General features: G+C 56.2%; 10 protein-coding genes and 3 riboswitches. All 10 genes read left to right on the plus strand.

From position 1 onward, the window contains the following. Nucleotides 1-2: 2 nt before the first annotated feature. A riboswitch (cobalamin riboswitch) is annotated at nucleotides 3-178 on the plus strand. 225 nt (nucleotides 179-403) lie between these two features. The 10 genes from E0E29_RS05155 (at nucleotide 404) to E0E29_RS05200 (ending at nucleotide 13542) form a co-directional block, all read left to right on the plus strand. Continuing rightward, nucleotides 404-2083 (plus strand): ABC transporter substrate-binding protein, encoded by a 1680-nt coding sequence (locus tag E0E29_RS05155; protein WP_130848920.1) that lies wholly within the window; start codon nucleotides 404-406, stop codon nucleotides 2081-2083. Between the two features lie 29 nt (nucleotides 2084-2112). Further along, nucleotides 2113-3774, plus strand: coding sequence for an ABC transporter substrate-binding protein (locus E0E29_RS05160; RefSeq protein ID WP_130848921.1), 1662 nt, complete (start codon nucleotides 2113-2115; stop codon nucleotides 3772-3774). 23 nt (nucleotides 3775-3797) lie between these two features. Continuing rightward, nucleotides 3798-5465 (plus strand): ABC transporter substrate-binding protein, encoded by a 1668-nt coding sequence (locus E0E29_RS05165; protein ID WP_130848922.1) that lies wholly within the window; start codon nucleotides 3798-3800, stop codon nucleotides 5463-5465. A gap of 69 nt (nucleotides 5466-5534) precedes the next feature. After that, a complete protein-coding gene (locus E0E29_RS05170) occupies nucleotides 5535-6527 on the plus strand; it encodes an ABC transporter permease (protein ID WP_130848923.1) in 993 nt (330 codons plus the stop codon). Then, nucleotides 6520-7356, plus strand: a complete 837-nt coding sequence (locus E0E29_RS05175) for an ABC transporter permease (protein ID WP_130848924.1) — start codon at nucleotides 6520-6522, stop codon at nucleotides 7354-7356. Before E0E29_RS05170 ends, E0E29_RS05175 begins: the two co-directional genes overlap by 8 nt. Further along, nucleotides 7343-8263, plus strand: a complete 921-nt coding sequence (locus tag E0E29_RS05180) for an ABC transporter ATP-binding protein (protein ID WP_130848925.1) — start codon at nucleotides 7343-7345, stop codon at nucleotides 8261-8263. The genes E0E29_RS05175 and E0E29_RS05180 overlap by 14 nt, the downstream gene beginning before the upstream one ends. 40 nt (nucleotides 8264-8303) lie before the next feature. Then, nucleotides 8304-8948: an ABC transporter ATP-binding protein gene (locus E0E29_RS05185; protein ID WP_242622374.1), complete on the plus strand. Its 645-nt coding sequence runs from the start codon at nucleotides 8304-8306 to the stop codon at nucleotides 8946-8948. A 12-nt stretch (nucleotides 8949-8960) separates the two neighbouring features. After that, nucleotides 8961-10004 carry a homing endonuclease associated repeat-containing protein gene (locus tag E0E29_RS05190; protein ID WP_130848927.1) on the plus strand — a complete coding sequence of 348 codons (1044 nt, stop codon included), beginning with the start codon at nucleotides 8961-8963 and terminating at the stop codon, nucleotides 10002-10004. 39 nt (nucleotides 10005-10043) lie between these two features. Beyond that, nucleotides 10044-10179: riboswitch (cobalamin riboswitch) on the plus strand. A gap of 403 nt (nucleotides 10180-10582) precedes the next feature. Further along, nucleotides 10583-10789, plus strand: a riboswitch (cobalamin riboswitch). Nucleotides 10790-11031: 242 nt separating this feature from the next. After that, nucleotides 11032-11424 carry a homing endonuclease associated repeat-containing protein gene (locus E0E29_RS05195; RefSeq protein ID WP_130848928.1) on the plus strand — a complete coding sequence of 131 codons (393 nt, stop codon included), beginning with the start codon at nucleotides 11032-11034 and terminating at the stop codon, nucleotides 11422-11424. Nucleotides 11425-11883: 459 nt separating this feature from the next. After that, on the plus strand, nucleotides 11884-13542 hold the full coding sequence (locus E0E29_RS05200) for a hypothetical protein (RefSeq protein WP_130848929.1): 1659 nt from the start codon (nucleotides 11884-11886) through the stop codon (nucleotides 13540-13542). The last annotated feature ends 540 nt before the right edge of the window (nucleotides 13543-14082 follow it).

Raw genomic sequence — 14082 nt, forward strand, 5'->3', positions numbered from 1 at the left:
AATTGAATAAGACAAGATATGGTGATACGTTTGTATTGAAAAGGGAACGCAGTGCAAATCTGCGACAGCTCCCGCTGCTGTAACAGGGACGGATTGCTCAAGACCACTGGGAAACTGGGAAGGTGAGCGCAACCGGATGATCTGAAGTCAGAAGACCTGCCATATCTTTTGAATTCTATTCTTTCGGCGAGGGAGAATCGGATGCTGCCGCAGCAGGACGTGATATGCTGCGGCCATTGGATTATGACTGGGCATCGCTGTGGGTAGCGACGCCCTTTTTGCGTGCCCCGGATAAAGGCATTCCTGTTTTTCTGCCAGAGAACAGGAATGCCTTTTTACATGGGCAAAACAGGGATGTACTCTGTTTTGGATAAAGTTTAGAAAATGGAAAGAGGGAACATGTATGAAACGATGGGTATCTCTTCTGGTGGCCGGCGCACTGATGCTGACCGCAGCTGGCTGTACAGGGCAGAATCCGGAGGCAGCTCCCAGTCCTGGCGAGTCTTCGAGTTTGGCAGAGAGCAGTCAGCCTTCCGCCCCCTATGTGGAGGAACTGCGTGTTGGCACCACTGCCGCCATTGACGGCACCAATGTCATGACGGAAAACGGAATTTTTGGTAAGCTCAACTACAATGCGGTGGTTACCGCCCCATTTGTGGTCACGGATGAGAACGGCGAAGTCCAGCCTTTTTTCATGACAAGCTGGGAGTTAAGTGATGACCTCAACCAGATTACAGCCACGTTTGCCACAGATCAGGGCTTAGCTTGGCACGATGGAGAACCGGTGACCATGGATGACGTGGTTTTTACCTTCCAATACCTGATCGACCGCAAGTCAGGCTATTGCAGTGGGCTGACGGCGGTGGAGGCAATGGACGAAACTACGGCCGTCCTCACCCTGACTGACGGCAAGGCGTTCACCATGCTCAACAGCATGGCAAACTTCGTCACCCTCCGTCCGGAACATGTCTGGTCCAAAGTGGAGGGAGAGTATGCCGAGTATACCGGCGCGGACGCCGCCATCGGCTGCGGCCCCTACAAGCTCACCGGGGTGGACGAGGAGGCCCAGGTGCTCACTCTGGAGGCCGTGGGGGATACCTATCTCGGAGAGGAGCTGACCGTACGCAAGCTGACCGTAAAAACCTATGACAGCCACGATGCCCTGGTCATGGCCCTGCGCAACGGCGAAGTGGACGCGATGTATGACTACTCCAACTCTCTGAATGCCACAATGGCTGACTCCATCACCGGCGTGGACAATTTGAATCCCGGCATGAGCGACAACCCCGGCAACTATCAGCTGGTCTTCGGCTTCAATGAGCAGCCCACCGACGATCTGACCTTCCGCAAGGCCGTACGCTCCGCGCTGGACTACGAGCTTCTCCGGGTTACCATCGGCGGCGAGGACGGACAGATCCCTCATACCGGAATTGTTGCCCCCCCCAACAAAGGCTTTGACAGCTCTCTGCCCGAACTGACTCAGGACGTGGACGAGGCCAACGCACTGCTGGACGAGGGAGGTTATGCGGATGCCGACGGCGACGGCTGGCGGGATATGCCGGACGGCAGCGAGTTGAACGTACTGATCACTCCCCAGTACAACAAGACCCGGCAGGCCCTCTACCTGCGCATTGCAGAGGTGCTCAAGACCAACCTGGAGGCAGTGGGTGTGCAGACCACCCTGGACGAGGAGAGCGTGCGCAACTCCGACCACGCGACTGAGGTGCGCAAACAGGGCACCTATGAGCTCTACATCGGCTATACCTCTCCCGGCGTAGCCATGTACGACACGGCTTTCATGTACATCATCGGCGACAATGGCAACAACCCCTGGGGCACCTGCCTGATCCCTGAATTTGTGGCTGCTTATGAGGCAAAAAAGACGGCGGGCAGCTACGAGGAATATAACGCGGCGATGAAAGAGCTCCAGGCCATCGCAGACGAGCAGGTTGTCGGCCTGGCCCTGTGTTGGGACAAGGCGTACTTCCCCTACCGTACGGATCAGTATGAGGGCTGGACCAATTTCCCCGGCTGGGGCGTAATCAACTACAAGACCTGGTTCTCCACCCAGCCCGCAGTCTAATAGACGCGGTATGAAAGGAGCGGTTTTTCTTGAAAAAACGTGTTTTATCTTTGCTCTTGTCTGGCGCGCTGGCGCTGAGCCTGTTCGGATGTTCCAGCGTGCCGGGTACGGTGGGAGATGCCTCTCCTTCTCCTACGGCGCAGACCGAGGAGGAGCCAGTCACTCTCTACATCGGGACGACCAAGGCACCGGAAGTAATGAGTACTATGTACGAGCGGGACGCTTTTGGCCGGATGAACTACAACTCCTTCTGTGCCGCGCCGTTTCTCGAGCGGGATGAGAACGGTGTTGTCCAACCCAATATCATGACAGACTGGGTTTTCAGCGACGATCTGACCAGTCTGGTGGCCACCTTTGCCACGGATCAGGGGATTACCTGGCACGACGGAGAGCCCCTGACCATGGACGATATTGAGTTTACCTTTAACTATCTGATGAATGTAAAGAAGTCCAGCTATATCCACATGCTGGAGAGTGTGGAGCGTATCAGTGATACGCAGCTTAAACTCAACTTTGACGGCCCTTCCGCTTTTAATTTTATCAACTATGCCTGTATGGCGGTGTTCGTCTACCCGGAGCACATTTGGAAAGGCATAGAGGACCCCAATGAGTACCACGAGGCAGACGCTGCGGTTGGCTGCGGGCCCTACCGCTTCGTATCCTGGGATGAGGATGCCCAGACCATGTACTTCGATGCGGTCGAGGATTATTTCAAAGGGGAGTTGGCCATCCAACGTGTGGTGGTGCGCACCTATGACAGCCAGGATGCCCTGGTGATGGCCCTGCGAAACGGCGAGATCGACGCGATATACGACTACTCCAACTCCCTGAGCTCCACAATGGCTCCCTCCATTACCGGAATTGAGGACGTGGATCCTGGTATGAGCGACAACCCCGGACAATACCAGTTGGTATTTGGCTTTAATAAGCAGCCGACCGGAGACCTGGCATTCCGAAAGGCCGTGCGCGACGCGCTGGATTATGAACTGTTGGCCGCCACGATCGGCGGAGAAAATGCTGAGATCGGCGGAGTGGGGCTGATGGCCCCCCCGAACAAAGGATATGATTCCGAACTGCCGCGCCTCAGCCAGAATGTGGAGACTGCTCTGGCCACCTTGGATGAGGCCGGCTATGTGGACACGGACGGTGACGGCTGGAGAGAGATGCCCGACGGCGGCACAATGGATGTCCTCCTCACCGCGCCTTACAGCGCCACGCAGAAAGCGCTCTTCGACCGGCTTTCGGAGATTATTGCCTCCAATCTGGCGGATGTGGGGGTGAAGTGCACTATTGATGACCAGCACCAGTCTGATACGGATACCTACCGTTCCTTTATCTACAGCGGCGAGTATGAAATTACACTAGGCAGCACTTCGTCCGGTGTAGCGGCCTATGAAACCGTATTTTACTACTATGTGGACAAAGGGTACGGAAACGCCTGGGGCACCTACAGCGAACCGGAGTTTGTGCAGACCTATCTAGACATGATGAACTCGCCTGATTATGAGACCTACAACGAACGGGTGAAGGCACTGCAAGAAATGGCGGCGGAGAATGTCATTGGAATGCCGCTAGCGTGGGACAAGTGCTATTTCCCCTATCGCACCGACCGGTTTGAGGGCTGGGTTAACTATCCGGGCTGGGGCGCCATCAATAACAGCACCTGGTACACCTTGCGGCCCATTGACTGACGAAGAAAGGACGGTAGATAGTAATGAAGAAGCGGCTTTTGGCGCTGCTCTTGGCGGGCGTCATGGCTCTGAGTGCCGCCGGCTGCGGAGCCTCCACCGAAGAAAACCCGGCCTCTGAGACCACTCCCGCCCAGACCCAGGCGGCCTCCGATGTGGTGGAGGAGTTGAAAATCGGCATCTGCAAGGAGGTCACGCCCAGAAGCCTAGCGTCGGAGAGCGGTTCGTTCGGCCGGATGAACTACAATGCCTTCTGCGCCGGGACCTGGCTGACCCGGGATGAAAACAACGAGATGCAGCCAAACCTAATGACCTCCTGGGAGATCCTGGACGGCGGAAACATCATCCGCGCCACCTTTGCCACTGACCAGGGCATCACCTGGCACGACGGCGAACCGTTCACCATCGACGATGTCATCTTTTCGGTGGAGTTGATGAACGACGGGCTCAACTCGGGCTATCTCTCCAAAATTACTTCCGTGGAGAAGATCGACGAGACCACTGTGGAGTTCCATGTGGCAGACGGGGCGGCGTACTTCACCTTGGGCAATTCCGCTGTCTTCGTGCGCATGTATCCCAAACATATCTGGGAGAACATTGAAGATCCTGCCAGCTACACGGGCGAGGATACCGCCATCGGTTGCGGCCCCTACAAGCTGGTAAGAGTAGACGAGGATGCTCAGACCATGCACTATGAGGCGGTGGGAGAGACCTACATGGGCCGGGAACTCACGGTCCGCAGCGTGACAGTCCGCAGCTACGACACGCAGGATGCGCTGGTGATGGCCCTGCGCAACGGGGAAATCGACGCCATGTATGACTACTCCAATCCTATTCCACCCACCATGCTGCCGTCTATCACTGGCGTGGAGGGGGTCGATCCCGGCAAGGGAATGAACATGGGGCTCTTTCAGATCCTGTTCGGCTTCAACAAGCAGCCCACCGACGATCTGGAGTTCCGCCGGGCCGTGCGCTATGCGCTGAACTATGAGCTGCTGGCCACCACCATCGGCGGAGAGGACGGTCAGATCCCCAGCGAAGGTATCATTTCCCCGGCGGGCATTGCCTACGACGACAGCCTGCCCCAGCTGGCCCAGGATCAGGAACAGGCCAAGGCCATCCTGGAGGTCGCCGGTTATGTGGACGTAGACGGCGACGGCTGGCGGGAGATGCCGGACGGAAGCCCCATGGATGTGCTGGTTACCCCGCAGTACAATGCCACCAAGGCCGCGCTCTACCAGCGCATCGCGGAGATCATCGTGACCAACCTGGGGGAGGTGGGTGTCAAGTGTACGCTGGATGAGGAGAGTATACGAAATTCCGACCATGAGCAGCAGATCCGAAACGATGGAGCGTATGAGATCTACATCTGCTATGCTACCCAGGGCGTGTCCTTCTACAAGACACCCTTCCTGTATATGTTTGACGACGATCTAAGCATGTGGGGTACCTGCGACCTGGAGAACTTTGACACCGCCTACAACAACATGCTCAACGCCCAGGGGCCGGAGGACTACGCTGAGTATGTCAAGGAACTCCAGCACATCGCCTCGGAGGAAGTCATCGGCATTGCCCTGTGCTGGGACACCGCCTACTATCCCTACCGCACCGATAAGTACGAGGGCTGGATCAATTACCCCGGCTGGGGTGTGATCAACTGCGAGACCTGGTACAATCTCAGGCCCATTTCCTGACGGCCTTCTCAGCGCGGGGGCACCAAATGTGCCCCCGCGTGTCTATAACTGAAAAGGAGGGGCGATCCCTTGCGATTTTCTTTCCTTGGCAAACGGCTGCTGGAGGCCGTGTTCATCGTCTTTTGTATCATCACGATCAATTTTGTTCTGGTCCGCTTTATGCCGGGGGATCCGGTGGTCCATATCATCGGGGAGGACGAGTATCTGCGCCTGGAAGCCGAGGCGCCGGAGGTCATTGAGGAGGTCCGGCGGGAGTACGGGCTGGACAAGCCCATCCCGGTCCAATATGTGACCTACCTCAATAAGACTCTCCGCCTGGACTTCGGCAATTCCTACCGCACCAAACTGCCTGTGCTGGAGACCGTGGCCTTTCGGATGCGCTGGACACTGCTGCTCACGATTCCGGCCATCGTGCTCTCCGCGCTGGCGGGCGGCACGCTCGGACTGCGGGCCGGCTGGAAAAAGGGGGGGCATCTGGACACCATCATCTCTCCCATCATGCTCTTCCTCAACACGATCCCGACCAACTGTATGGCGATCCTCGTCCTTATGACCTTTGCCTTCCAACTGGGCCTTTTTCCTATCAGCGGTATCACTTCCGGCGGGCTCTCCGGACTGGCGAAGGCCATAGATATCCTGTGGCATATGACCCTGCCCCTGATGATCTTGGTGGTTCTCCGGACTTCCTCCTACTATATGCTCATGAAGAGTACGGTACAGAGCATCCGGGACGATGAATATATCACGATGGCCAGGAGCAAGGGTTTAACCCAGGGCCAGGTCCTCCGGCGGCATGTGCTGAAAAATGCCCTCTGTCCTTATCTTACCTCCGTCTGTATGCAGTTCGGCCATATCCTGGGAGGCTCTATGCTGGTAGAGGTCGTTTTCTCCTGGAAGGGTATGGGGACATTGATCTACGACTCGGTCAATACCAAGGACTTCCCTATGCTCCAGACGTGCTTCCTGTTCATCGGCGTTTGTGTTGTACTCTTCAATCTGCTGGCTGATATCCTCAATATGTGCATCGACCCCAGGATCCGGGAGGAGGGACACCATGCTTAAAAAGTGCAACGGCCGGGTGATCGCGGGAGTGGTCATCCTGGGCATGGTGCTGCTGGTGGCCATACTGGCCCCTGTTTTGGCACCCCACGACCCCTACGAGCTGGGGATCCCCTACCTTCGGCCCTCGGCAGAGCATCCCCTGGGCACCAATGATATCGGTCAGGATATTCTCAGCGAGCTTATTTACGGTACCCGCATTTCCCTGCTGATTGGTGTAGTCTCCGCTTTAGCGGTAACAATTGTGGGCACGGCCTTGGGTATCCTTTCAGGGTATCTGGGTGGATGGGTAGATCGGGTCATCATGCAAGCCACAAATGTGGCGATGGCGCTGCCCTCGCTGCCCCTGACAATTATCCTTGTGGCTTTCCTGGATGCCAGTGTATGGAACATCATTCTTGCAATCTGTATCACCGCTTGGACCTCTACGGCGCGCATTATCCGCAGCCGGGTACAGCAACTCAAGATCCTGCCTTTTATTCAGATCGAGCGCACCATGGGAGCCGGTGGGTTCTATATTATGGCGAGGCATCTTCTGCCCAATCTTGGAGAAATCGTCTTTATTCGGGCTGTTTTATCTGTGGGTAGCGCCATGCTGACAGAGGCCAGTCTCAGTTTTCTGGGCTTGGGTGTGATCGGGCAGAAGAGTTGGGGCGGCATCCTGCACTATGCCTTTTTCCGCAATGGGATTATCAACGGGGCCTACTGGTGGTACGTGCCCCCCATTCTCTGCATCTCCGTCTCCGTGCTTGGGTTTATGCTGTTAAGCTATTACGGCGAGGGTCCCGTACGTATAAGAGACAGAAAGGAGAAAGTCAATGCTGGAAATTGAGGGAGTCTCCATCCGCTTCGGCGACAACCCTGAGGCAGTGAGTGATACGACATTTACGGTATATGACGGCGATCGTCTGGCGGTGGTGGGGGAAACGGGGAGCGGAAAGAGCGTCCTGCTGCTTGCCGCACTGGGGTTGCTGCCCTCCTCAGCGCGGATCACCGGTTCTATCCGACTCAACGGTCGGGAACTGCTGGGCTGTCGGGAGCAGGAACTCAACCGAATCCGCGGGAAGGAGATCGCCTATATCCCCCAAGGCAGCGGAAATGGGCTCAACCCCCTTTTTACTGTGGGGCATCAGCTTTGCGAAACTATCCGCAAGCACCAGCGCTGTACCCGGAGGGAGGCGCTGGTTCAGGCTGCCATGTTGCTGGAATCTTTTGGACTGGAACAAAGTGAGGCCCTGTGCCGCAGCTATCCCTTCCAACTCTCTGGCGGTATGCGCCAGCGGGTGCTGATCGCCATGGGCATAGCTGCTGGGGCGGGACTTGTTTTGGCAGATGAGCCTACCAAAGGCCTGGATCGCCACCGCATCGCTCTGGTAGAGGATGCCTTTCAGAGATTGGGAGAGCGCACGCTGCTCTGTGTCACTCATGATCTCCACTTCGCACAGACTATTTCGTCCCGTGTGGTAGTCATGTATGCCTCCCAACAGATTGAGAGCGGTGACAGTACTTCTTTCTTTGGCGAACCTCTACACCCGTATTCTAGAGCTATGCTGGACGCTCTTCCAGAGAATGGTCTACAGGCAAATATGGGGTTTGCACCGCCCAGGAAGGATACCATTGCCCAGAGTGCATGCCATTTTTATGACCGTTGCGCATGGAGAACGGGGCAGTGTAGAAAGGCACCGCCGCTGATTGAAGTGGGTGAGCGGGCTGTGAGGTGTTGGAAGTATGCTCATTGAGGCGATAAAGGTATCCAAACGCTATTCCGCACGAGGGCCCATGATCGTGGAGGACATTTCTTTTACGGTTGACCGAGGAGAGACACTGGCTATTTTTGGAGACAGCGGCAGTGGAAAATCTACCATTGGTCAGATCCTGGCAGGACTCTTCCCTGTTACCACGGGAGAAGTGCGGTTGGATGGAGAAAAGCTGACCTACCCCTACCGAGGCAAACCCCGCAAAAGGATCCAAATCCTTTTTCAGCACCCGGAGGTGGCTTTTGACCCCAAGATGAAACTGGCGGACAGCATGAAGGAGCCGTACCTATTCTTAAAGATGCCCTACTCTCGGAAAACTTTGTGCGGCTATCTGGAGCGGTATGGCATCTATGATGAGCATTTGGAGCGCCGACCAGCGGAGCTCAGCGGCGGTGAGCTTCAACGTTTGGCATTGGCCCGTGCCATGCTTCTGAAACCCTCTTTCCTGGTGCTGGACGAGCCGACCTCTATGCTTGATGTCATCTCACAGGCCCAGATCATCCATTTACTGCAGGAAATCCAGCGGGAAAAGGGGCTTGGGTACCTGTTTATATCCCATGACATGGCTCTCTGCAAGCATTTTTGTACAAAGATCCTTCACCTGTCAGGAAGGAAGCTGTGGCCGGCAGAAGAGGGAGCAGATGTGCCGGAACAGTGCCGGCTCTAAGAGGAGAAAATGATGGCCAGAGAAAAGATCAAGCATCCCCCGTATCTCACACCGCAAGAAGTATGTTATTACCAACAGGTGGTGGAGGGCCTGGCAAAAGAGGGAGTTTCGGAAGCATATCTCCGGCAGGAATATCGGGATTATGCGCCGGATAAGCCGTTGGGGCGGACAATTTGCGAAAGCTATCCCATCCAGGATTTGGTGGCAATTCTAACTGAAAGAGCAAAAGAATTGGGCCGGACTCCCACACAGCAGGATATTTTTCCGCTCTACCGGGCGTATCTGAAGCGCCGATTTAGAACCTGGCCCGCCGCGCTCCGGGCGGCGGGATTGCGGCACGGCGTGGAGAAACAGGCAGTAACAGCAGACTGGATGGCTATGCTCACACAACAGCCGGAGGTAGGCTGGGCACTTCTGGTGTTGTCAGAGCGATGGGTAACTTGCGGGGTACCGCCGCTGCGGCGTGAAATACCAGAGGCGGAGCTGCTCCGCACCCATTTTGGTGCCTGGAATCAGGTCCTGATGGCTGCGAAAACCTTCGACCAGTGGCTGGAAGACCACCCGCTCCACGTAGAGCCTCCAGAACCCGAACAGATAAGAGAGATGGAGAGACTCGCTGGACACCTGGGACGTACCCCGCTACGGGAAGAGGTTCCGGAACCATTGCGGCTGACACTCCGCACAGGCTGTCGAAGCTGGGGAAGTATTCTGGAGGCTGCTGGCCTAACACCATTGTCAGGGGACGAAGAAGCGCGGGCAAAGTGGGAGTACCAGCAGCGAATATGTGCTGGGAGCTGTGTACTTACCTTGATACAGGCGCCTACCGCCAAACAGAGCAAATTGCTGGCGCGCCTGGAGGAGATCTGCCGTAGACTGGGCCGCTCTCCGCTCCGGGACGAGCTCTCTCCGTCGCTGCGAAATGAGCTGTCGGAAAACTTCGGCTCACTGCGGAATGCGCTCTTTCAACTGGGCAGGGCGCCGCTCACAGGCTCGGAAGCACAGAGGCTCCGCATCAAATTAAGAAAATCAGGCAGCAATAAAGAATCCCCCACTTGACAGCACAACAGGAAACTGCTATGCTGGTTACAATAAGTAAATATAGGAATGTCATAAGGTGGCGCCGCAGGGCGTCTGAAACGGCAAGCCGGTGAAATTCCGGCGCAGTCTTATCTCTACTGTGTGCGGCTTGGAGCCGTGAGCCAGGAATGTCGACCTTGTGGCGGACAAGAGCATCAAGGTGGAATGCTTTGTCGGTATCTCGTCTTTTTTGAAGGTTCAGAAAAGGCTTTGGTTGGTTTACCCTTCAAAGCGGAGATATCGGCACTGCGTCCACCTTTTGCATGGGTAATCCGGCGGAAAGTGGTCCGCCGGATTTTTTAAAAAGAAAATACCGGGGGGCTTTGTTTTCGTACGTTTTTTGACGAAAAAACGATTTTTGATAACTTTTCATTGACTTAAGAGCTCTGCGGTGCTATAATTTGGTACAGATGAGAACGATTGCTCCCATGTGTATCAGTGATCTCTCGATCCGGCAGGAAATGCCCAAAACTGAATACTGCATCCGGCTTTTGTGGCAAATGCGCGACCCGGCTCTGGAACACCGGAGCGGACACGCATCCTTGTTCGGCTGAACAAGGGAATCAGGTGTAATTCCTGGACATGTTTTGCGGCAGGAACCGCGGCGAAAGCTGCGGGGACGCGCAATTCAATAGCTGTGATTGTGGAGTATATCCGTTTTCTGCGAAAGCAGGTCACTGGCGGTCGTAATGGCTTAGCTGGGAAGGCGGCGGGTATGCAAGGGCGGTCAATATGGCCGTCGGGACACATCAGTCAGAAGACCTACTAAGAGCTCAATCCCGGGTTTCGGGACTGCTCTGACAAAAAACGCCAGATGAGAGGCGTACACGGGATCAGTGTACCCTTTCACGCCCTGAAAAGGAGCAAAAGCGGACGTATGATGATACGTCCGCTTTTTTCTTCCATACCATTGGGGATAAAGACGGACGCATTTTATGCGCCTGTCTTTTTTGTTTGGTGCCGGAGGGAACGAACCGCTCTGTACCTGTATCTGGAGGGACTGCCCGTGGAGAATAAAACATTCCAAGAAGGCCGGTCATTTAACCGAAAGGTCATAGGACGGACCAAAGAGGCCTTGCGGGCTCTGAACGTACAGTTTGCACAGGAACATGCCGAGGGCAGTGACGATATGCTGCTGGAATACGTCCGACAGGAGGCGGTCCGCTTTGGCTTTACGCCCAACGCCGGCGAGATCATCGGCGGAGCCTACATCTCCTCCCGTTTTGGCGGCTGGAAACATGTGATCGCGGCGGCGGGGCTGCCTTCTCCAAAGCGGCAGAGGCCCATCACCAGCCGGAAGATCTTTCAAGACGAGTTTGAGCGGCAAACGCGGCTCTACGCCCGGGAGCTCCGTGAACAGGAGGCAGGGGAGCATCCGGAGAAGGCAGGAAAACCATAAAGAGAAGGAGGGAATCCCTCCTTCCGGCATAGGGAACCCTATGCCGATGTCCTTTCTGTAACCAGCGGGCCTTCGCCCGTCTCATATGGCCGGTTCGCGGCCGACAACTGAATACCCAGCACCGAAAGCGATATTCCGTGAGCGGAGTAGGCCAGGACGCCGGGAGACCGGCCGAGCCACCAACGGCGGAGAGACGTGGAGCAATGCGGAACCGGCAACTGCACAGGAACGGTATTGGTGTCTGGCGGAGACAGGCGCGTATGAAGGGCCACCGATACGGCGGCCTCTGCGCTTTGTGACAGGAGCGCGGCGGCGGCCGCATTGGCGGCCGGACATGGATTTGAACCATTGAGGTTTCTCTATCGACCGGCGAAGGGAGGAGGCGAAGGGCAGACAGGGAAACACGAGAGAACATGCGGGATCCTAAACCAGCGGGATATTTTTAAGGAGGTTTTGGGTATGAAAACGAGAAAATTCACAGCCATGCTGCTGGCTCTGGCCATGGTGCTGAGCCTTTGCAGCGTCAGTGTATTGGCAGCAGACACTTCTGTTACCTACGGCGGCGTCACCCTTGGGTTTGGTGACCCCGCGCATGAGTCGACCTGGCCGGAAAATGCCATGGGCCTGGAGGGCTCCAATGGCACATACACGGCAGTTTACGAGGGCTCTGACGCGGCGTATTATTACCCCGACACCCTGAGCCTGTACGCCGACTGCGGCGACACGTCTCTGACCCTGACGGGCGATGGCGTGAAGTTTGCTACCTATGTGGACGCTGAGGAGATGCTGCACAACTCGATCACCACTGAGGAGAATGGCGCCGACCTCTTCACGCTGAAGATCCAGAGTGCCGGTACGGTCACCATTACTGGTGGCTCCAGCACCGTCACCATCCAGTTCAGCGCCCCCAAGTCGGACTACCCGGAAAGCGATGGCACCCCCACCGGCCTGAACGGCTACCTGCCCATCGGCCAGTATGCCAACGGCAATATGTGGGGCAGCCCCTATTCTGACGGCACCGCCTCCGCCGGCAATACCCCCAAGGTGGTGGGCGGCTACTCCGGCACCGGCGTGTCCTTGGGCGCCGCCGGCGGCTATGTGGAATACGACATGAACGTGACCAACAGCGACACCACCCCCTACGGCGTGGACTTCATCGTCTACGGCAATGCCTTTGTGGGCAACCCCGAGGCGGCCTCCGTCAAGGTCTACGGCACCCCTGTGAACGGCACCGCCGGGTGGTACGAGCTGGCCGGCTCCCTCTACTACGCCGACGAGACCCTGCGCAACGTGGACGTGACCTATAAGAAGGTCACATCGGCCAGCGGGGAATTTACCTCTGCCGGCATCTGGTACAAGATCGAGCGGAATGGCGTGACCCTGCGCAGCTGGACCAAGTTCAACACCAACACCAACGTGGCCTGGTGGCCGGAGGAGAGTGAGGGCTACCTAGGCGCCAACGGCGTGTGGGGCGGCGTGAACGACGTGGTCATCAGTGCCGACCAGACCCAGATCACCTACCAGAACGTGACCCTGGTGCGGGACACTGACGCCACGGCCGACTACGCCTTCGGCTATGCCGACATCACCCCCAACGGCACCAACTACGGCACGCCGGTCAACCCCTATACCTACAACACCACCGGCGGCAATGCCTATGACATCTCCTGGGCGGTGGACGAGAACGGAGAGCCCGTCCGTCTGACCACCATCTCCAAGATCCGGGTGTACACCTCTGCGGCGCTGAATGTCTCCTCCGGGGATGCCCCGATCTTCACCGTCCCCTCCATCTTCGGCGAGACCTCCACTGAGGTGTGCGGTATTTACGCGGTGACGGGGAGCGGCTCTGGTGTCGGCGCGGTTCCTACTGTTGAATTGAGCGAAGCCGGCGATATTGGATTGACCGCGGGTGATGCCGGGACTACTGTTAATTTGCAGGGTCTTGAGATGGATTCTGTTACGATCAGCGTATCTGGCGGCACCTACATCTTCATTAATGGTGTCGCCACTTCTACTGCTACCATAGATTTGTCCGATGGCGCAGTTCATAATGTCCAAATCATCGTGCAGAGCGGTACAGCTTCCCCGTATATCGTGCTGCTCCAGCTTGCCGCGTAGAGGTTATACAAGGGCAGCCGCGTTTTGCGGCTGCCCTTGTATGCTATATGAAAAAGTATGAAGAAAAATGTAAATAAGTTGATTTCCGCATTTCTTGCATTTGTTACGCTCTTGGGAATGCTTCCGCCGGCTATTGTTTTTGCAGTTGATGCGACGGAACCGCAGGCAGATAGCGATGGAGTGTATCAGATCGGAACCGCGGAAGACTTGCTGTGGTTTCAGCAGCAGGTATCAAACGGAAATACGACTGCTAACGCTGTGCTGACGGCAGATATTGACCTGTCCACTGTTTGCGGCAAAACAGCAGGTTCCTGGACTGCAATACCTGCTTACGGCGGAACGTTCGATGGACAAGGCCACAAAATTTCCAATTTATATATTTCGGGAGCAACGGTTGCAAAACAGGGCCTGTTTGCTGAGTTGAGTGCGACTGGTGTCATTCAGAATGTTGGCATGAGTTACTCTTCGGTATCAATGACCTCGAAAAAAAAGGTTAATAATCCCTATGCAGCTATTTTAGTAGGCTATAACGACAATGGT

The sequence above is a fragment of the Intestinimonas timonensis genome, from assembly GCF_900626145.1.
In the GTDB taxonomy this organism is placed as follows: domain Bacteria; phylum Bacillota; class Clostridia; order Oscillospirales; family Oscillospiraceae; genus Intestinimonas; species Intestinimonas aquisgranensis.

Bases quoted from the DNA above. Each gene is read 5' to 3' on its own strand.
- E0E29_RS05155 (WP_130848920.1), top strand. From the start codon at position 404: ATGAAACGATGGGTATCTCTTCTGGTGGCCGGCGCACTGATGCTGACC.
- E0E29_RS05165 (WP_130848922.1), top strand. From the start codon at position 3,798: ATGAAGAAGCGGCTTTTGGCGCTGCTCTTGGCGGGCGTCATGGCTCTG.
- E0E29_RS05175 (WP_130848924.1), top strand. From the start codon at position 6,520: ATGCTTAAAAAGTGCAACGGCCGGGTGATCGCGGGAGTGGTCATCCTG.
- E0E29_RS05180 (WP_130848925.1), top strand. From the start codon at position 7,343: ATGCTGGAAATTGAGGGAGTCTCCATCCGCTTCGGCGACAACCCTGAG.
- E0E29_RS05185 (WP_242622374.1), top strand. From the start codon at position 8,304: ATGATCGTGGAGGACATTTCTTTTACGGTTGACCGAGGAGAGACACTG.
- E0E29_RS05190 (WP_130848927.1), top strand. From the start codon at position 8,961: ATGGCCAGAGAAAAGATCAAGCATCCCCCGTATCTCACACCGCAAGAA.
- E0E29_RS05200 (WP_130848929.1), top strand. From the start codon at position 11,884: ATGAAAACGAGAAAATTCACAGCCATGCTGCTGGCTCTGGCCATGGTG.